Genomic DNA, 17,654 nt, shown 5'->3' with positions numbered 1-17,654 from the left:
ACCACCCCGGCCGAAGGCCGGTAGGCGCCGCCGGTGCGCTCCTCCAGCTCCTTCATCAGTTCGTAGCCGTGTCGCGGCCGCTCCTCGAGCAGGGCCAGGATGACGATCCGCAGGTCGCCGTGCCCGAAGAAGCGGCCGAACCGCCGGCCCCGCCCCCGGTGCTCCCCGCCCATGTGGCCGCCCCAGCCGTGCCGGCTGCGGCGCTCCCCGTCATGACGGGAAAAGAAGTGTCGGTGCATTGTTTTAGACTCCATTTAGATATGTCTATATGGCAGATATATCTAAGTAGCAGGCGGCGCAAGCTCTTTTCGACTGTATCTAAATGCATGCGAAAATGCCCCGCATCGCTTAGCCGGGCCGCTGTCTGGACGAGATTTTCCTGTCCCGGGCGGGCCAAATCGGGTTCCGTTCCGCCACATGGAACGGAGCGGTCCGCGCATGCCCGAACCCCGCAAGCTGAAGAAGAGCGAGTCCCTCGAGATCCGCATTCCCCACCCCACCAAGCTGGCGTTCATGGCCCGCTGCCGTGAGGAGGGCCGCTCGGCCAGCGAGGCGTTGCGCGCATTCATCGACGGCCAACTGGCGGCGCCCCAGCCACAGCCGCGTCGCAGGACTTGGCGGCTGGTCGCCGCCTGCGCGATCGCTGCGGCGGTGGGCGCAGCGGCCGTTCCCTCGCTCGCCCGGCCCGGCCTGCGCGCCGCGGAGTTCGCCCGCCTCGATGCGAATCGCGACGGCGTGATCAGCTATGCCGAGTTCCAGCGGCCCTAGACGACGGGCTTGAAGATCCGGCCGGGATCGAACCGCGTCACCCAGGTGATCGGGTTGAACAGGTTGGCGCCGCCCTTCCACGACACCAGCACCAGGCGGACCTTCCCGACGAGGTTCTCCGCGGGGACGAAGCCCACGCCAACGGCCTCGGGCCAGCGGCTATCCATGGAGTTGTCTCGGTTGTCGCCCATCATGAAATAGTGGTCCTCGGGCACGATGAAGACGTCGGTGTCGTCCCGGTCGTGGCCCGGTCCCTGGTCGAAGGTCATGTAGCTGTGGCCGTTCAGGCCCGACTCCCGGAACTGGGCCACGGTGATGCCGGCGTCCGGATCCTTCGCGTCACCGGCCGGCGTACGGGTGATCACCTTGTCGTTGACCGACAGCACGCCATCGGTCACCTGGATCTTGTCGCCCGGCAGGCCAATCAGCCGCTTCACATATGTCTGACGCGTGTCGCGGGGCAGTTTGAACACCACCACGTCCCCCCGTTGCGGGCCCGCGCCCAGCTTCAGCACCCGGCCTTCGAACAGCGGCGGGCTGAACGGGATGGAGTGCTTTGACCAGCCGTAGTTCCACTTGGTGGCGATGATGTAGTCACCCACCAGGAGGCCCGGCTGCATCGAGGCCGAGGGGATGGTGAAAGGCTCGAACAGCACCACCCGCAACACGAAGGCGATCATCAGGGCGTAGACCACCGTCTGGACGGTCTCCACGACCTCCTGGCGGAAAGTCTTCTTGGGCTTGGGGTCGGCGTCTTCGGTCATGGCCGGTGTGTCGGGGAAAACCGCGTCCGGGGCAAACACCATCGTGTCCGGACAGACCTTCGCCGGCGCACGGCGCGAGAGAGGCGCCTAGCGCAGGGGGTACTCAGCCTCCAGCGCGTAATGCGACCCCGACTTGGTGAGCGCGCTGGAGTAGAGGCCGAAGCGGTCGATGTGGATCGGCGGAGATTTGAGCAGATTGTTGGCCTGGATCCAGCGGGCGACCTCCACGGGGTCGGGGCGACGCAGGTAGGCCAGCGTCACGTGCGGACGGTAGCGGCGGCGGTCGGGGGCCAGGCCGGCGCGGCGCGCCGCAGCCTCGCAGGCTGCGGCCAGGCGCGCGAGCCCCGGCGTTTCCGCCACCCCCGCCCAGACCGCATGGATATCGTCGCCGTCCGCGAAAGACCCGGCGCCGGCGAGCGCGATCTCGAAGGGCCGGCCGCCCACCCGCATCAGCTCCGCGTCCAGGTCGCGGGCCACGTCCTCGCGGATTTCGCCGAAGAACCGCAGCGTCACATGGAGCGCCTCCAGCGGCCGCCAACGCGCGCCTTCGATCCCGGTCTGCCGCGAGCCCAGCGCCGTTCCTATGTTCTCGGGGACCGCCAGGGCGGCGAACAGGCGGATCATCGGTTCCTCATAGCCGCTTAGGTGCGGCGCGAGGCCTTGCTAAGGGCACACTGCGAACCGATATTAATGCCGCGTCCGATTTGCGACGCCTTTCTAAGGGCTTTGCTCTCATGAGCGACTTCAACCGCGACTTTGCCCGCACGGTCCCCACGGACCGGGCCGACATGTCGGTGGACGTGGGCCTGCGGAGCTTCATGCTCGGGGTCTACAACAAGATGGCTCTGGGCTTGGTGCTGTCGGGCGGCCTGGCCTGGCTGACGAGCTCGTTTCCGCCGGTGCGGGACGCCATGTTCACCGTGGCAAACGGCCGCGTGGGCTACAGCATCCTCGGCATGATCGTGGCCTTCGCGCCGCTGGCCGTGCTGCTGTTCTCTGGCTTCGCCATCAAGAACCAGACGGAAAAGACCGCCGGCATCGTATACTGGACCGTGGTGAGCCTTATCGGCGCGTCCATGGGCGTCCTGATGCTGCGCTACACCGGCGCCTCGATCGCCTCGACCTTCCTGATCACCGCGACCGCCTTCGGCGCCCTTTCCTTGGTCGGCTACACGACCAAGAAGGACCTGAGCGCGATGGGCAGTTTCCTGATCATGGGCGTCGTCGGCCTGATCGTGGCCTCGATCGTCAACATCTTCCTGGGCTCGGGCATGCTGAGCTTCATCATCAGCGTCCTGGGCGTCGGCATCTTCGCCGGCCTGACCGCCTACGACACCCAGAAGCTCAAGATGACCTACTACGAGCTGGGCGGCGACACCCGCGCCATGGGCGTGGCGACCAGCTACGGCGCGCTCAGCCTCTACCTGGACTTCATCAACCTGTTCCAGTTCCTGCTCGCGATCTTCGGCAACCGTCGCTAGACCGCTTCGAAGCAACGATGCGACCCCGGCGGGCGACCGCCGGGGTTTTTTCGCGCCCGGTCGCTTAGTCCACCACCGAGAAGCGGCCCTTGTCGAAGAACCGGAGCACCTGATCCAGGTCGTGGCCGCGCCGCAGGACGTGTCCGCCCTGACCGACGATCGCCCAGGCGCCCTGCTTGCGCGCCAGGGCCGGACGCTTCTCGATTCGGTAGAGCGGCGCCTCGGCGGCGCGGCGGAAGACCGAGAACACCGCGGCTTCCTGCAGGCTGTCCATGCCGTAGTCGCGCCACTCACCCGCGGCGACCATGCGTCCGTAGAGGCGGAGAATGCGGTCCAGCTCGCGCCGGTCGAAGAACACACCGGCCTGACGCGGGACCGCCGAGTAACTCGGGTCGAATGCCATCGAGCTGAGCGTAAACCGAAAGAATCGACTCGGGCCACCCCCAATCCGCTGCCGCCAGGGGCGTCCGCCGCGCCGTGAAATGACCTTATTTCGGACGCTCCGCAGCCTGATGGGCTTCCGATATTCCCATTGTCGGTTGGTCAGTGGACTGCTGGTCCCGGATCCTGAACAGCCCCCCCAGCCCCCCCTGGATCGGCGGACTGGCCAACCGACACACTACCCTCTCCAGACGTAAGCCCGCGCGGTCGCTCTCCAGCCGTGCGGGCTGCCTCTTGGGAGGGTTTTCGCGCTTAGCTCCTGGCCAGGCCGACGCCCAGGACCCGGCCGCCCTTGGGGGCCTGCACCACGACCACCGTCTTCAACCCCTCCTCAGACGCCGTCGGCACGCGGAAGGCCTTGGGCTTGCCGCGCCAGACGCCCAGGCGCTCGATCTGGCGCACTACATTCCTCTGGGTGACTGTAGCGCCGCGGTTGTCGCCCGCCTTCACCGACACCTCGACCTCGCGCGGGTCGTAGCGGATCAGCCAGACCTCGGCCCCGCCCCTGACGACGCGCCCGGACCCCACGTCGACCCGACGCGCGCCCACGAAACGGATGTCCGGCGGGTTGTGCGGCTGTGCCTGGGCCTGGCGCACCAGGCGCTCGACCTCGGCAGTCTTCTGGCCCTGGGCCTCCTGGCGACCGTCCACCACCACCTGAGGCGTATAGGGTTCGCGCAGTTTCAGACGCGCGACGTAGGCTTTCTGGCGCTCGGCGTATTCCGGCCTGGCGAAGGTGTCGGTCCAGCCGAGGTAGTCCCAGTAGTCGACGGAGAAGGTGAGCGCGAGCACCCCTGGCCGGTCCGCCAGCTTGCCGAGATGGCTGTTGGCCTCACCGCACGGACCACAGCCCTGTGCGGTGAACAGCTCCACCAGCACCGGGGGCTTGGCCGCCGCGCCGACCGGCCAGGCGAACAGGATCAGGCAGAGAAGCGCGGCCTTCCGCATCGCCATGGACTTAAGGACAGTTCCTGAGGCTGTAAATCTCAAGAAGGCGTGAGGCCTCACAGTCGGGCGACGGCCAGGACAGGCCCCGCGTTCCTGCCCTGCACGATCACCACGCCCCTGAGGGCAGGATCGATGACCGGTGCGGGGAAGGTTGCGGCCTTTCCGTTCCACTCGCCAAGCCGCCTCAGGTCGCGCACGACGTTGCGCTGCGGCAGGGTCTTCCCGGTGTTCTCGCCGGCCTTCACCGGCACCTGCAGCACGCGGGGATCGTAGCTCACCAGCCAGACCTCGGCCCCGCGACGGGGTGCGACGCCGGCCGCGACGCTCACCTTGCCTGGCTGGGTTGCGATCGTGGTCGTGGGGTGGGCGCGGCCCCTGGCGATAAGCTGGTCCAGCGCGCGCGGACTGTTTCCGACGCCACCGGCGCGACCGCCGGCCACCACCTCGGGCGTGAACGGCGCGGCCTGGCCCAGAGCCCTGAGGTAGGCCCTTTGCCGCTCGGTGAACTCGGGGCGGGCGAACGTGTCTTTCCAGCCCAGATGGTCCCAGTAGGTGACGTTGAAGCTGAGCGCGATCACGTCGGGGCGGTCGGCGGCCCTGGCCACGGCTTGGTCGGCCGGGGGGCAGGACGAGCACCCCTGACTGGTGAACAGCTCCACCACCACCGGCTGGCCCGGCGCCGACGTGGCGCCGATCAGCGGGACGGCGGCGAGGAGGACGGCGAGTGCGCGCATGACGTTGTCTTATACAGCCGTTTCCCTAGGCAGGACGCATCCTCCGATGACGAAAAAGCGGCGCTTTGGCTAAACTGCCCGGTCGCCACAGGAGTGTTCGCGTGTTCGAGGTCCCGCCGCCGCCCGCAGTCCCGGAAGTCGTTCGCACCGACTCCAGCTACATCTCCATCGCCCGGCGCGACGTGCCGCTGACGCTCGCCAAGGGCAAGGCCGCAGAGAAGGCGTTGATCCGCTACCAGCTGCTGGTGCGCACCGACATGGAGGCAACCCAGGCGCCGCTTGCCGGCGAGGCGGTGCTGGCAGAGCTCACCTGCGCCTGGACCATCACCACCTGGCTGCAGCGCGAGCCCTGCTTCGAGTCCCTCACTGGCCGGCTGGCCTGCGGCGAAACCTACACCACCCGCCTTGAGGACCGCGAGCGCGGCTCGGAGAAATCCACCGAGGAAGCGGCCGCCTGCAACGTGGCGCGCCCCGGTGTGGTCGCCGCCCAGACCCGTTTAGGCCGGGCCGTCGCCGCCACTGCGGCCCAGCGCTTCGACGACGACCTGGCGCGCCGGTTGACCCCCGACCTGGCCAAGGCCGGCCTGACGGTGAAGCCGCGGGTGAAGTAGCGCGGGCCCCGGCGTCACGCTTGAACCACGAAACAGAAGAGGCGCCGCTTGCGCGACGCCTCCGTAATCTGTGTGGAGTTGGACTCCTACGCCGCAGGCTTGGCCAGGCTGCGCAGGACGTAGTTCAGGACGCCGCCGTTCTTGAAGTACTCGAGCTCCATCGGCGTATCGATGCGGCAGCGGACCGGGAAGCGGGCAATGCGACCGTCGGAGGGACGGTACATCTCGACGATCAACTGCTTGCGGGGCGCGAGTTCGGTTAGGCCGCGGATGGTGACGATCTCCTCGCCGGTCAGGCCCAGCTTGTGCCAGCCTTCCTGCAGGAACTGCAGCGGCAGCACGCCCATGCCCACCAGGTTCGAGCGGTGGATGCGCTCGAAGCTCTCGGCCACCACGGCGCGGACGCCCAGCAGCTTGGTGCCCTTGGCCGCCCAGTCGCGCGATGAGCCGGTGCCGTATTCCTTGCCCGCGAAGATCACCAGCGGGCGGCCCTCGCCCTGGTAGCGCATGGCCGCGTCGTAGATCGACATCTGCTCGCCGGACGGGAAGTGCTTGGTCACACCCCCTTCGACGTCGGGGGTGATGCGGTTGCGGATGCGGATGTTGGCGAAGGTGCCGCGCATCATCACTTCGTGGTTGCCGCGCCGCGCGCCGTAACCGTTGAACTCGGTCGGCGGCACCTGGCGGTCGATCAGGTACTTGCCGGCCGGCGTGCCGGCCCGGAACGATCCGGCCGGTGAGATGTGGTCGGTGGTGATCGAGTCGCCGAACACGCCCAGGACGCGGGCCTCGACGATGTCGACGACCGGGGTCGGCTCCATCTGCAGGCCCTCGAAGTAGGGCGGGTTGGCCACGTAGGTCGAGGTCGGGTCCCAGTCGTAGGTCTGGCCGCCTTTCACCTTGATGCCCTGCCAGTTCTTGTCGCCCTTGAAGACGTCGGCGTAGCGGCTGGCGAACATCTTCGAGGTGACGTTCTTGCGCTGCAGCGCGGTCACCTCGGCCGTCGTCGGCCAGATGTCCTTGAGGTAGACGGGCTTGCCGTTCTTGCCCTCACCCAGCGGGTCCTTGGTGATGTCGATGTTCATCGAGCCGGCCAGGGCGTAGGCCACCACCAGCGGCGGCGAGGCCAGGTAGTTGGCGCGCGTATCGGGGTTCACGCGGCCCTCGAAGTTGCGGTTGCCCGAGGTGACCGAGCAGACGACCACGTCGTTCTTCTGGACCGACTCGGAGATCGCGACCGCCAGCGGGCCGGAGTTGCCGATGCAGGTGGTGCAGCCGTAGCCCACGAGGTTGAAGCCCAGCGCGTCCAGCGACTTCGTCAGGCCGGCGGACTTCAGGTAGTCGGTGACCACCTGGGAGCCCGGCGCCAGGGACGTCTTCACCCAGGGCTTCACCTGCAGGCCCAGCTCGACCGCCTTCTTGGCCAGCAGGCCGGCGGCGAGCAGCACGCCGGGGTTGCTGGTGTTGGTGCACGAGGTGATCGCCGCGATGACCACGTCGCCGTTACCGATGTCGTAGTTCTCGCCCTCGACGGGGAAGCGGTCGGTCAGCGTGCCCGGCTTGGCGAACATGTCGCCTTCCATCGCGCCCTTGAACTCGGCGGCGGCGGCGGTGAGTTCCACGCGGTCCTGCGGACGCTTGGGCCCCGCCATCGACGGCACCACGCTGGCCATGTCCAGCTCCAGGGTGTCGGTGAACACCGGATCCGGGTCGGAGGGCTCGCGCCACATGCCCTGGGCCTTGGCGTAGGCCTCGACAAGGGCCACGCGGTCGGGCGCGCGGTTGGTGGCGGTCAGGTAGTCGATGGTCGCCCGGGTAACGGGGAAGAATCCGCAGGTGGCGCCGTATTCCGGGGCCATGTTGGCGATGGTCGCCTGGTCTTCCAGGGTCATGTTGGCCAGGCCGGGGCCGTAGAATTCAACGAATTTGCCGACCACGCCGCGCTTGCGAAGCATCTGGGTGACGGTCAGCACCAGATCGGTGGCGGTGGTGCCTTCCTTCAGCTCGCCGAACAGCTTGAAGCCGATGACCTCGGGGATCAGCATCGGGATCGGCTGGCCCAGCATGGCCGCCTCCGCCTCGATGCCGCCCACGCCCCAGCCCAGCACCGCCAGGCCGTTGATCATGGTGGTGTGGCTGTCGGTGCCGACCACGGTGTCGGGATAGGCCACTTCCGGACCCTCGTCGGAGTTCGTCCAGACCGTCTGGGCCAGATACTCCAGGTTCACCTGGTGGCAGATCCCGGTGCCCGGAGGCACGACGCGGAAGTTGTTGAAGGCCGAGGAGCCCCAACGCAGGAAGTTGTAGCGCTCGATGTTGCGCTCGTACTCGCGGTCGACGTTGGCGGCGAACGCCTTGGAGGTGCCGAAATAGTCCACCATCACCGAGTGGTCGATCACCAGGTCGACGGGGTTCAGCGGGTTGATCTTGTCGGGGTTGCCGCCCAGCGCGGTCATGGCGTCGCGCATGGCGGCCAGGTCGACCACCGCCGGCACGCCGGTGAAGTCCTGCATCAATACGCGCGCGGGGCGGAAGCTGATCTCGTGCTCGATCGAGCCGCGGTTATCGGCCCAGGCGGCGACCGCCTTGAGGTCGTCGGCGGTGACGGTGTCGTTGTCTTCGTTGCGCAGCAGGTTCTCGAGAAGCACCTTCATCGAGATCGGAAGCGTCGAAACGCCCGAAAGTCCCGCTTCCTCGGCGGCCGGCAGGCTGTAGTAAGCGTAGGTCTTGTCGCCGACCGTCAGTTGACGGCGGGTCTTGAGGGTGTCCACGGACGCCATCTTTGGAGATCCTTTCTCTGTTCCCTGCCGCCAAACCCCGGACGGATCGCGCGCTCAGTCTGGGACGGACACACAGCGTTCGTCCCCGCGCAGCGGTGATGCCCCCCGGCGGCAGCCCCCGTTTTCATAGACCCGCGCCCCGGCCGCGTCCATGCGCGGCGCGGCGAAGGCTTGCTCAGGGCGCGGTTTGTTGAACAACCAGTCCCAGATCACGGCCCTAAGCATCCATGCCGCGGCCATCCGCCGAGGTGGGCGGGTCCTTTTCCAGGGTCTCGATCTGGCCCTGGCGGCGGGTGAGGCGTGTGCGCTTACGGGGGCGAACGGCTCTGGCAAAACCAGCCTGTTGCGCGCGGTGGCGGGCTTGGTGCGTCTGGAGGCGGGTGAGATTTCGTTCGGCGGGGTCGATCCGGCGGAGGCGCGCGGCGACGGCCTGCACTTGGTCGGGCACGCCGACGGGCTGAAGGCGGCCCGTACGGCGCGTGAGGAGCTCACGTTCTGGACACGGTGGTGCGGCGGGCGGACGGCGACGGTGGCCGCGGCCGCCGAGGCGCTGGACCTGACCGCGCTGCTCGACCTGGAGGTGCGCCGCCTGTCCGCGGGCCAGCGCCGGCGCGTGGCCCTGGCGCGCCTGCTGGCGGCGCCGCGACCGCTCTGGCTGCTGGACGAGCCGCTGAGCCCCCTCGACGCACGCTGGCGCGAGGGTTTCGCCGTTCTGATGACCCGCCACCTGGACGACGGCGGCATGATCCTGGCCGCCGTGCACGACCCGCTCCCGATCGCCGCCAAGAGCCTGGACATCGCCGGATGAGCCGGCTCGCCGCCCTGCTCGCCCGCGAGACGGCGCTGGCCTGGGGCCGCGGAGGCGGACCCTTGGTGGCGGTGGGGTTCTACGCCGGCGTCGCCACGCTGCTGCCGCTGGCCATCGGCCCGGAGCCCGAGCGGCTGGCCGCCATCGCGCCCGGCGCGGCGTGGGTGGCGCTGGCGCTGGCCTCGCTGCTCTCCCTCGAGCGGTTGTTCGAGCGCGACTACGAGGACGGCGCGCTGGACCTGCTCAGCCTCTCGTCCGCGCCGCTGGAACTCATCTGTTTCATCAAGTGCCTCGGCCAATGGCTGGCGACGGGCGCTCCGCTGGCGCTGGCCGCCCCGGTCGCGGCCATCGCGCTGGGCGCCCGGCCGGAGCTCGCGCCGCTGATCTTCGCCACGGCGCTCCTGGGTGGCGTCGCCTTCGCCTTCACCGGCGGCATCGGCGCGGCCCTCAGCCTGGGTGCGCGGCGCGGCGGGCTGCTGACCGCCGTGATCGTGCTGCCGCTGTTCGTCCCGCCGGTGATCTTCGGCGGGGGCGCCCTGGACGCCTTTGCCGGCGGCCTGCCGTGGCGCAGTGGATTCGCGCTGCTGGGAGCCTATGCCGCCATGGCCGTCGCGCTCGGGCCGCTGGCCATGGCCGCCGCCTGCCGCAACGCGCTAAGCTGAAGATGACCAAAGCTTAATCCCGGGCGCCGCGTTTCGGCCGCAAGCTTGGCCTGAGCTGTGTTCACGACGGGATCGTCGATCCGGAGACGTTTGAGATGAAGACGCCCATGATCCGGCTACTGGCCGGAGCCGCAATCACTCTCGCCGCCGGGGCCACGGTCGCTATAGCCGCGGACGCAGCGGACCCCGCAGCCACCACCCGCCCGGCGCGGGAGGACGCCAGGTCCGCCCACGCCGACGTCCACCGCGGCCATCACAACGACACCGCGAACCAGGGCAGGCGGGAGGAGACCGTGTCGCGGCTGTTGCAGTTGCGCCCGGAGCAGCGACCGGCGCTGAAGGCCTTCCTCGAGGCCACCCCGCCGCACCATGGCCGTGGCCACGGCCGTGACCACATGGTCCGGTTCGCACACCATGCCGACGACCGCACCACCCTGCAGCGGCTGGATGACATGCAGGCCAGGGCGGCCGAGCATAAGTCCGAGATGGACCGCAAGGTCGCCGCCATCAAGACCTTCTACGGGCAGCTCGACGCGAAGCAGAAGCAGGCGTTCGACGCCATGCCGATGCTGGTGATCGGGGGGCGAATGGGCGGGCCGATGATGATGCACGGGCCGATGCCGATGGCCCATCGGGCTCCGCTGGCGCCCCCACCGCCGGAACCGCCGGTACGGCCGCGGAGCTAGGCCGCTTGCGAGGCGGCCGCTCGGACTCTATGCCGGACGCATGACCTGGGCGCCCGCCTTCCTGTCGAACCCCGAGCGCTTCATGGCGTTCTCGCGCTGGGCGGCGCCGATGTTCGGGGTGATCGCACTCGCCCTGGCCGCCTGGGGCCTCTACCTGGGCTTCGCCGCGCCGGAGGACTACCAGCAGGGCCAGACCGTGCGGATCATGTTCATCCACGTGCCCGCCGCCTGGCTCGCGAGCTTCGTCTACGTCTGCCTGGCGGGGGCGAGCTTCCTGTCGCTGATCTTCCGCCACGCGCTCGCCGACGCCGCCGCGCAGGCGGCCGCGCCGTTGGGGGCCGGCTTCACGCTCCTGGCGCTGGTCACCGGGTCCCTCTGGGGCCGACCGATGTGGGGGGCCTACTGGGTGTGGGACGCGCGCCTGACCTCGGTCCTGGTGCTGTTCCTGCTCTATGTGGCCTACGTCGCGCTGCGGGCCTCGATGGACGACGAGCAGAAGGCGGCCCGGGCGGGGGCGATCCTGGCCCTGGTGGGCGCGGTCAACCTGCCGATCATCCACTACAGCGTGGACTGGTGGAACACCCTGCACCAGGGCTCCTCGGTGTTCCGCGAGGGCGGGCCGACGCTGGCGCCGGTGTTCCTGCAGCCGTTGCTGATCATGGCGCTGGCCTACATGTCGGCCTTCGGCTCGCTGTGGCTTGTGCGCATCCGGGGCGAGGTGTGGCGCCGCCGCGCCGAGGCCGCAGCGCTGAGGGCGGCCAGAGGCCCGGGGACGGGGGGTTCGCGGTGTTCGATTTCAAGTACGCCGAGTTCATCGTCCCGTCCTTCGCCATCCCCATCGTGGTGTTCGCCGCGATGATCGGTTTCTCGCTCAACCACGCGCGACGCTGGAAGCGGCGCTTCGAAGAGCTGTCGCGAAAATGAGCCGCTGGATTGCGGTCCTGCCGCTGGCGGCGCTACTGGCGCTCGGCGCGCTGTTCTACTTCTTCGCCCTGCGCCACGACCCGAAATACCAGCCGCACACCCTGGTGGGACGCCAGATCCCGGACATCACCCTGCCGGCCCTGAAGGAGGGGACGCCGGTCAGCCTGCGCGCTGCGGCCGCCGAGGGGCCGATGATCGTCAACTTCTTCGCCTCCTGGTGCGCGCCCTGCGAGATCGAGCATCCGGTGCTGATGGGGCTGAAAGGCGCCCAGGTCCGCGTTGTCGGAATCGCCTACAAGGACGCTCCGCCCAACAGCCAGGCGATGCTGGGCCGGCTCGGCGATCCCTACGCCCAGGCCCTTGTGGACCGCGATGGGCGCGCCGGCGTGGAGTTCGGCGTCACGGGGGTGCCGGAGACCTACGTCATCGCCCGGGGCGGCCAGGTCCTGCAGAAGCACACTGGACCGATGACGCAGGCCGAGGCCGAGGCGCTGGCCAAGCTGGTCCGTTAACCCTGCGTTGAGGCGTCGGGGGCAGTGTGGGGTCGACGCGTTAACCATATCCCGGCAGGCCCGTGACCCCGATCCGACCCTCCGCGCTTCCGCCGGCGACCACACCCGTCCCAGCGCCCTCGCAGGACGCTGGCAAGCTGGCCGCGCAGAAGGCGTTCTTCGCGATGATTTCGGGTCAGGCCCCCGCCACGGCGGAGCCCGCCGCCGCGCCGCCAGCACCTACGGTCAGCCGAGCGGCCGCCCCGGCCGCCGAAGCGCCGCAGAAGATCCCGAGGCCAGGCTCTTTCCTCGACATCCGGGTCTAGCGCTCAGCTAAGCTGCGAAATTAACTTATTTTTATTTGGAACGGTCGCGACGCCCGAGGGGTTGGGCAGGCGATGGATGGACGGGACCACAAGATCTACGAGGAGGCCGCTGCGCTCTGGCGGCAGCTGAACGGCGAGCCGCCGCCGGCTGACGTGGACGCTTCGACCCTGCTCGGCCTGATCCTGGGCCGCCTGCCAGATAGCCGCTACGAGCGGCTCGCCGATCCGCACCTGCGCCCCTTCAACATCGCTTTCCCGACCCACCCCGTCGGATAGGCGCCTTCCTCCGTGACCGCTACTCGGTCGGGGGTGGGGGGAGTTCGTCGGCCTTGACGTACTTCATGAGTAGCGGCGTGTGCGCGAGCGAGAAAGCCACCGTCAGGACCATCATGCCGGGAAACCTGAAGAGCACCCAGGTCGCCTCCGGCTGGGTGCGCCAGACGAACTCGTTGAGCGCGGCCAGGCCCAGGAAAAGCGCCGCATAGTTGATGGTCAGCCGTCGCCACGTCGCGTCGGGCATGTTGAACGCGTCGCCGAGCAGGAGCCGCATAGGGTTCTTGCCCAGCGCCATGCCGCCTAGCAGCAGCACCGCGAAGAACCCGTTCATGACCGTGGGCTTGATCTTCAGGATGCGCGGGTCGTGGAAGAACAGCGAGGCGCCTCCGAACACCAGGGCCGCGCCGCCGGCGATCAGCGGAAACGGCGCCAGCCTTCGCTCCACCGCCAGGCCGACCAGCAGCGCGATGGCTGAGCCGGCGACCAGGGCCCAGGTGGCGTTGGCGATATTCCGGCCGGTCAGGAAGTAGGCGACCAGGAAGACCACCAGGGCCGAGTAGTCGACGAAATATCGGATCCAGTCTCGCGTCCGCTGGGTCATCGCACCGGCTCCGTGAGGCCCACGAGCGATCGGGCGAACGCGCGCGCATTGAAGGGTTGCAGGTCATCGACGCCCTCGCCGACCCCGATCAGCTTGATGGGGCTGTCGGAGGCCTGGGCCACCGGCACCAGCACCCCGCCGCGGGCGGTGCCGTCCAGCTTGGTCATGACGATGCCTGAGACGCCGATCTGGTTGCCGAAGATGTTCTCCTGGGCCAGGGCGTTGCGCCCGACCGTGGCGTCGAGCACCAGCAGGGTTTCGTGCGGCGCCTCGGGGTCGATCTTCTTCACCACCCGGATGATCTTCAAGAGTTCGTCCATCAGCCCTTGCTTGTTCTGCAGACGCCCGGCGGTGTCGATGAGGACCACGTCGTAGCCCTGGGCGCGCGCCTGCTCCACGGCATCGAACGCGAGGCCGGCCGCATCCGATCCGGTGGGCCGGCCGATGAAGTCGGCGCCGGCGCGGTCGGCCCAGATCTTCAGCTGTTCGACGGCGGCGGCGCGGAAGGTGTCGCCGGCCACCACCAGCACCTTGGCGCCGCGGCGGACGAGGTCGCTTGCGATCTTGCCCAGAGTGGTGGTCTTGCCCGATCCGTTCACGCCGATGAAGAGGACGATGTAGGGCTTGGGGCCCGACAGCGGGTCGAACGTCCCTTCGCGGGAGGCAAGTTCCTCGCCAATGGCGACGCCAAGGGCGTCGCGGATCTCCGCCTCGTCGACGTCCTTGCCGAACTTCTCGGCCGCGAAGCGCTCGGTGATGCGGGCGGCGGAGTGCGGGCCGAGGTCGGCCTCGATCAGCATCTCCTCGAGTTCGTCGAGCTTGGCCTGGTCGAGCGGCTCCTTGGCCACGAAGACCTGGGCGATCTGTTCGCCCATCTGCTTCGAGGACTTGGTCAGCCCTTCGGTGAGGCGCGCGAACCAGCCGCGTTTGGGTTCAGACATGGGCGCGCCTTCTAGCCGGACCCCGGCCGCGCGTCACCTCCAGGTTGGAGCGAGGGAGTCCGGCCGGCGCCCGCCGCGCCGGCCGGACCAGCGTCAGCGGCGGGCGAGCGCCATCCGGGCGCCCTGGCTCGCGGCATAAGCCTGGCTGATCGCAGGAACGCCCGCCCGGGCGACGGCGGTGTCCACTGCGGCCGCGCGGCAGGTCCGGAGAGCGTTCGGAACGGTGCGGGTCAGGTCCGGGTGGCCGCGGGATGCCCCGCAGGCCTGGGCGGCGGCCCGACGGATGCGACGCAGGGCCGTCTCGGCCCCGGGCGAACTGGTCAGATCGAGGTCATCAAGTCGGATGGTTACGCTGGACGTTGCCGGTTCGTTTGCCAACTGGGCTTGGGCGGCGGGGGCGGCGATCAAGGCGCACAAAAGGGCATGGCGACGCATGGTGGGTCTTCCTTCGGTTGAACGGCGCAGACGAGGGAGCGTCCGGCCTGCAACTGAGTATGCGGCCGCGCTTGAAGCTCAGAAAATATGGTAAAAACAGTGAGTTATACGACTCTTATCGCGACCGCCCGCGCTTGAGCGTCCGGAAGCGGACACCCCTCAGCTTGCGTGGCGCGGTCGCCCGCCCCACTAAGGCGCTGCCATGGACCCGCTCGCCGCCACGCTCACCGCGCTGGACTACGCCGCCGTCGCGGTGTTCGGCGCCTCGGGGGCGCTCGCGGCGGCGCGGGCCAAGCACGACATCATCACCTTCGGCTTCTTCGCCGCCATCACCGGGGTCGGAGGCGGCACCCTGCGCGACCTGCTGATCGACGCCCCGGTGTTCTGGGTGGCGCGCCCGCAGTACGTGGCGGTTTGCCTGGCGGCGGCGGTGGGCGTCTGGGTGTTCGGCTGGGGTCAGGGCCGCGAGCGCACCCTGCTCTGGCTCGACGCGATCGGCATGGCGTCCTACGCGGTGGTCGGCGCCCTAAAGGCGACGTCGCTCGGCGTGCCGCCGTTCTCGGCGGTGGTTATGGGGGTGCTGACCGCCACCTTCGGCGGGGTGATCCGCGACGTCCTGGCCCACCAGCCGTCGATCCTGCTGCGGCGCGAACTCTACGTGACCCCGGCGCTGATCGGAGCGGCGGTCTTCGTGGGGCTGGACGCGATGGCGGTCCCTGGGGCGGTCGCCGTGCTGATGGGCTTCCTCGCCGCGTTCACGGTGCGGGCGGGTGCGATCCTGTTCGGCTGGCAGATGCCAGGGTTCCCCGGCCGCGCGGAGTGAGCCGACCACCGGGAGACCTTGGCTCTGAGCGCAGCGGCGGCGAAGCCTAAACGTCGACCTCGGCGTCCAGGGCGTTCTCCTGGATGAACTCGCGGCGGGGCTCGACCAGGTCTCCCATCAGGCGGGTGAACATGTCGTCGGCGTCGTCGGCGTGGTTCACTCTCACCTGCAGCAGGGTGCGGGCCTCCACGTCGAGCGTGGTCTCCCAGAGCTGCTCGGCGTTCATCTCGCCCAGGCCCTTGTAGCGCTGGATCGAGAGGCCGCGGCGGCCGTTGTCCATGACCGCGTTCACCAGGTCCAGCGGCCCGCGCACCTTGGTCACGCGATCGCGGCGGGTGAAGGTGGCCGGGGCCGCGAAGGTCTCGGCCATCGCCGCGGCGCGTTCCGCCAGCCGGCGCGCGTCGGCCGCGTGCAACAGCAATTCGTCCAGCACGAGCTTCTCGGAGACGCCGCGCTTCACGCGGGAGAAGGCATAGCCGCCGCCGGCCGCCGGCTCGCCCGCCCAGGCCCCGTCGCCCTCCTCTGCGTAGAGGTCGAACCGTCGCGCAGCCTCAGCCACGTCGACCGAATTGCCCAGCAGGCCAGCCAGGGCCGCCTGCTCGATGGCGAAGGCCGGCGCGCGTGCGGCGAGGCGCTCGATGTTGGCCTTCGCCGCCCGGGCGCTCTGCACCAGGGTCAGCAGATCCTTGCCGGTGAGCCGTTCGCCGGAGGACAGCTCCAGGACCGCGCCGTCCACGCCCTCGTCGATCAGGTAGATCTCGAGTTCGGGATCGTCCTTGAGATAGCGGACCGACTTGCCCTTGGACGCCTTATAGAGCGGAGGCTGGGCGATATAGAGGTAGCCGCGTTCGATCACCTCCGGCATCTGCCGGTAGAAGAAGGTCAGCAGCAGCGTGCGGATGTGGGCGCCGTCGACGTCGGCGTCGGTCATGATCACGATCCGGTGGTAGCGGATCTTCTCGATGTCGAACTCGTCGCGGCCGATGCCGGCGCCCAGCGCCATGATCAGGGTGCCGATCTGCTCGGACCCCAGCATCTTGTCGAACCGCGCGCGCTCCACGTTCAGGATCTTGCCGCGCAGGGGCAGGATGGCCTGGTTGTCGCGGTTGCGGGCCTGCTTGGCCGAGCCGCCGGCCGAGTCGCCCTCCACCAGGAAGATCTCCGACTTGGCCGGGTCCTTCTCGGCGCAGTCGGCGAGCTTGCCGGGCAGGGACGAGATATCCAGCGCCGACTTGCGCCGGGTGAGTTCGCGGGCCTTGCGGGCGGCTTCGCGCGCCGCGGCCGCCTCCGCGATCTTCTGCACGATCAGCCGCGCCTCGGCCGGGTGTTCCTCGAACCACGAGGAGAGCCCTTCGCCCACTAGGCCCTCGACGGCCGGGCGGACTTCCGAGGACACCAGCTTGTCCTTGGTCTGCGACGAGAACTTCGGGTCCGGCACCTTGACCGAGACCACGCAGGTCAGGCCTTCGCGGGCGTCCTCACCGGAGACCGTGACCTTCTCGCGCTTCGCCGCGCCGGAACTCTCGGCATAGTTGGTGATCAGGCGGGTGAGCGCAGAGCGGAACGCCGCCAAGTGGGTGCCGCCGTCGCGCTGCGGGATGTTGTTGGTGAAGCAGAGGACGTTCTCGTGGTAGCCGTCGTTCCACCAGAGCGACAGGTCCAGCTCCACGTTCTCGCGCTTGCCGCGCACCACGATGGGCGCCTTGAGCAGCGGCGTCTTGGCCTTGTCGAGGTGGCGCACGAAGGCCTCGATCCCGCCCTCGTAGTGCATGACCTCCTCGAACGGCTCGGCCCCGCGGTTGTCCTTCAGCCAGATGGTCACGCCGGAGTTCAGGAACGCCAGCTCCCGCAGCCGGTGCTCGAGCGTCTTCAGGTCGAAGTCGATGAAGGCGAAGGTCTGCAGCGACGGCAGGAAGGTGACCTCGGTGCCCGACAGCGGCAGCCCGTTGTCGCGCATCGGCGCGTCGCCGGTTTCGATCAGCGGCGAGACCGCGTCGCCGTGCCGGAACTCCATCTCGTAGGACTTGCCGCCCCGGTAGATCTTCAGCTTCAGCCATTCGGAGAGCGCGTTCACCACCGAGACGCCGACGCCGTGCAGCCCGCCGGAGACCTTGTAGGAGTTCTGGTCGAATTTCCCGCCGGCGTGCAGCTGGG

General features: G+C 68.9%; 21 protein-coding genes. 10 read left to right on the top strand and 11 right to left on the bottom strand.

What is annotated here, in order from left to right:
* Positions 1 to 239 (bottom strand): PadR family transcriptional regulator (locus tag QZV94_RS14045; RefSeq protein WP_293678532.1); only part of this gene is annotated, 239 nt, incomplete at its 3' end.
* A gap of 199 nt (positions 240 to 438) precedes the next feature.
* Between QZV94_RS14045 and QZV94_RS14040 the strand changes: the two genes are divergently transcribed.
* Positions 439 to 768 (top strand): EF-hand domain-containing protein, encoded by a 330-nt coding sequence (locus tag QZV94_RS14040; protein ID WP_293678531.1) that lies wholly within the window; start codon positions 439 to 441, stop codon positions 766 to 768.
* Here QZV94_RS14040 and lepB read toward each other — a convergent pair.
* Both lepB and thpR read right to left on the bottom strand, forming a co-directional pair.
* Entirely contained in the window at positions 765 to 1,532 is a 768-nt protein-coding gene (gene lepB, locus QZV94_RS14035) for a signal peptidase I (protein ID WP_293678530.1), read from the bottom strand. The two genes, QZV94_RS14040 and lepB, sit on opposite strands and share 4 nt — an antisense overlap.
* An 87-nt stretch (positions 1,533 to 1,619) precedes the next feature.
* Positions 1,620 to 2,156, bottom strand: coding sequence for an RNA 2',3'-cyclic phosphodiesterase (gene thpR / locus QZV94_RS14030; protein ID WP_293678529.1), 537 nt, complete (start codon positions 2,154 to 2,156; stop codon positions 1,620 to 1,622).
* 110 nt (positions 2,157 to 2,266) lie between these two features.
* On the opposite strand from thpR, the gene QZV94_RS14025 reads away from it, so the two are divergent.
* Positions 2,267 to 3,013: a Bax inhibitor-1/YccA family protein gene (locus QZV94_RS14025; protein WP_293678528.1), complete on the top strand. Its 747-nt coding sequence runs from the start codon at positions 2,267 to 2,269 to the stop codon at positions 3,011 to 3,013.
* A gap of 64 nt (positions 3,014 to 3,077) precedes the next feature.
* Here the strand turns inward: QZV94_RS14025 and QZV94_RS14020 are convergent, their stop codons facing one another.
* The 3 genes from QZV94_RS14020 to QZV94_RS14010 all read right to left on the bottom strand — a co-directional run bounded on the left by QZV94_RS14020 (position 3,078) and on the right by QZV94_RS14010 (position 5,136).
* Positions 3,078 to 3,416 (bottom strand): DUF2794 domain-containing protein, encoded by a 339-nt coding sequence (locus tag QZV94_RS14020; RefSeq protein WP_293678527.1) that lies wholly within the window; start codon positions 3,414 to 3,416, stop codon positions 3,078 to 3,080.
* A gap of 290 nt (positions 3,417 to 3,706) precedes the next feature.
* Positions 3,707 to 4,408, bottom strand: a complete 702-nt coding sequence (locus QZV94_RS14015) for a DUF1223 domain-containing protein (protein WP_367254469.1) — start codon at positions 4,406 to 4,408, stop codon at positions 3,707 to 3,709.
* A 50-nt stretch (positions 4,409 to 4,458) separates the two neighbouring features.
* Entirely contained in the window at positions 4,459 to 5,136 is a 678-nt protein-coding gene (locus tag QZV94_RS14010) for a thioredoxin family protein (RefSeq protein WP_293678526.1), read from the bottom strand.
* 101 nt (positions 5,137 to 5,237) lie between these two features.
* On the opposite strand from QZV94_RS14010, the gene QZV94_RS14005 reads away from it, so the two are divergent.
* A complete protein-coding gene (locus QZV94_RS14005; RefSeq protein ID WP_293678525.1) occupies positions 5,238 to 5,747 on the top strand; it encodes a hypothetical protein in 510 nt (169 codons plus the stop codon).
* 86 nt (positions 5,748 to 5,833) lie between these two features.
* On the opposite strand, the gene acnA is transcribed toward QZV94_RS14005, so the two are convergent.
* Positions 5,834 to 8,527: an aconitate hydratase AcnA gene (acnA, locus tag QZV94_RS14000; protein WP_293678524.1), complete on the bottom strand. Its 2,694-nt coding sequence runs from the start codon at positions 8,525 to 8,527 to the stop codon at positions 5,834 to 5,836.
* A 208-nt stretch (positions 8,528 to 8,735) separates the two neighbouring features.
* On the opposite strand from acnA, the gene ccmA reads away from it, so the two are divergent.
* The 6 genes from ccmA to QZV94_RS13970 all read left to right on the top strand — a co-directional run bounded on the left by ccmA (position 8,736) and on the right by QZV94_RS13970 (position 12,700).
* Entirely contained in the window at positions 8,736 to 9,335 is a 600-nt protein-coding gene (ccmA, locus tag QZV94_RS13995) for a heme ABC exporter ATP-binding protein CcmA (RefSeq protein ID WP_293678533.1), read from the top strand.
* Positions 9,332 to 9,997 carry a heme exporter protein CcmB gene (gene ccmB / locus QZV94_RS13990; protein ID WP_293678523.1) on the top strand — a complete coding sequence of 222 codons (666 nt, stop codon included), beginning with the start codon at positions 9,332 to 9,334 and terminating at the stop codon, positions 9,995 to 9,997. The genes ccmA and ccmB overlap by 4 nt, the downstream gene beginning before the upstream one ends.
* A 95-nt stretch (positions 9,998 to 10,092) precedes the next feature.
* Complete coding sequence (locus tag QZV94_RS13985; RefSeq protein WP_293678522.1) at positions 10,093 to 10,683, top strand: Spy/CpxP family protein refolding chaperone; 591 nt, start codon at positions 10,093 to 10,095, stop codon at positions 10,681 to 10,683.
* Between the two features lie 40 nt (positions 10,684 to 10,723).
* Positions 10,724 to 11,542, top strand: a complete 819-nt coding sequence (gene ccmC / locus QZV94_RS13980; RefSeq protein ID WP_293678521.1) for a heme ABC transporter permease CcmC — start codon at positions 10,724 to 10,726, stop codon at positions 11,540 to 11,542.
* Positions 11,543 to 11,603: 61 nt separating this feature from the next.
* Positions 11,604 to 12,119, top strand: coding sequence for a DsbE family thiol:disulfide interchange protein (locus tag QZV94_RS13975; protein WP_293678520.1), 516 nt, complete (start codon positions 11,604 to 11,606; stop codon positions 12,117 to 12,119).
* Between the two features lie 377 nt (positions 12,120 to 12,496).
* The gene (locus QZV94_RS13970) at positions 12,497 to 12,700 is read left to right on the top strand and encodes a hypothetical protein (protein WP_293678519.1); all 204 of its coding nucleotides are present in this window, start codon (positions 12,497 to 12,499) and stop codon (positions 12,698 to 12,700) included.
* A 19-nt stretch (positions 12,701 to 12,719) separates the two neighbouring features.
* On the opposite strand, the gene QZV94_RS13965 is transcribed toward QZV94_RS13970, so the two are convergent.
* The 3 genes from QZV94_RS13965 to QZV94_RS13955 all read right to left on the bottom strand — a co-directional run bounded on the left by QZV94_RS13965 (position 12,720) and on the right by QZV94_RS13955 (position 14,677).
* Positions 12,720 to 13,301, bottom strand: coding sequence for a septation protein IspZ (locus QZV94_RS13965; protein WP_293678518.1), 582 nt, complete (start codon positions 13,299 to 13,301; stop codon positions 12,720 to 12,722).
* Positions 13,298 to 14,242 carry a signal recognition particle-docking protein FtsY gene (gene ftsY / locus QZV94_RS13960; protein ID WP_293678517.1) on the bottom strand — a complete coding sequence of 315 codons (945 nt, stop codon included), beginning with the start codon at positions 14,240 to 14,242 and terminating at the stop codon, positions 13,298 to 13,300. Before ftsY ends, QZV94_RS13965 begins: the two co-directional genes overlap by 4 nt.
* A 93-nt stretch (positions 14,243 to 14,335) precedes the next feature.
* Positions 14,336 to 14,677: a UrcA family protein gene (locus QZV94_RS13955; protein ID WP_293678516.1), complete on the bottom strand. Its 342-nt coding sequence runs from the start codon at positions 14,675 to 14,677 to the stop codon at positions 14,336 to 14,338.
* Between the two features lie 202 nt (positions 14,678 to 14,879).
* Between QZV94_RS13955 and QZV94_RS13950 the strand changes: the two genes are divergently transcribed.
* Positions 14,880 to 15,500, top strand: a complete 621-nt coding sequence (locus QZV94_RS13950; protein WP_293678515.1) for a trimeric intracellular cation channel family protein — start codon at positions 14,880 to 14,882, stop codon at positions 15,498 to 15,500.
* Positions 15,501 to 15,546: 46 nt separating this feature from the next.
* Here the strand turns inward: QZV94_RS13950 and QZV94_RS13945 are convergent.
* Positions 15,547 to 17,654 (bottom strand): DNA gyrase subunit B (locus tag QZV94_RS13945; RefSeq protein WP_293678514.1); only part of this gene is annotated, 2,108 nt, incomplete at its 5' end.

Origin of the sequence: uncultured Phenylobacterium sp. (genome assembly GCF_902826855.1) — a bacterium.
Classification (GTDB): Bacteria; Pseudomonadota; Alphaproteobacteria; order Caulobacterales; family Caulobacteraceae; genus Phenylobacterium.
This window is presented reverse-complemented; position numbering and strand designations above follow the sequence as displayed.